General features: G+C 55.6%; 1 pseudogene. It reads left to right on the top strand.

From position 1 onward, the window contains the following. Positions 1–367, top strand: a pseudogene (locus PZA18_RS24410) (IS5 family transposase); the annotation flags it as partial.

The following is a 367-nucleotide window of genomic DNA, read 5'->3' as shown; positions in this document are numbered from 1 at the left end:
GACTGGAATAACACCCACCGTCGCTTTGGCAGATGGCGCGACAAGGGCGTGTGGGAAAAACTGCTTGAGCTACTGATTGTTGATCCGGATTTTGAGTGGCTGATGATTGATGCCAGTCACTGCAAAGTCCACCCTCATGCCTGTGGAGCAATCGGCGGCAATGAGGGCATGGCCCGGACAAAAGGGGGCTCAATACCAAGCTCCACCTTGCCGTGGATGCGCATGGCATGCCGGTCCGGATAAGGATTACCGAGGGCAGCCGGGCGGATTGCAGCCAAGCCCAGGCGTTGATTGAAGGGATTTCGGCTCAGAATCTGATCGGTGATAAGGCTTATGACAATGACGCTATTGTGCAGCAAGCCCGTGA

The sequence above is a fragment of the Parachitinimonas caeni genome, from assembly GCF_030129945.1.
GTDB lineage: Bacteria > Pseudomonadota > Gammaproteobacteria > Burkholderiales > Chitinimonadaceae > Parachitinimonas > Parachitinimonas caeni.
The sequence above is the reverse complement of the archived record's forward strand: the minus strand, read 5'-3'. Positions and strand labels throughout refer to the sequence as shown.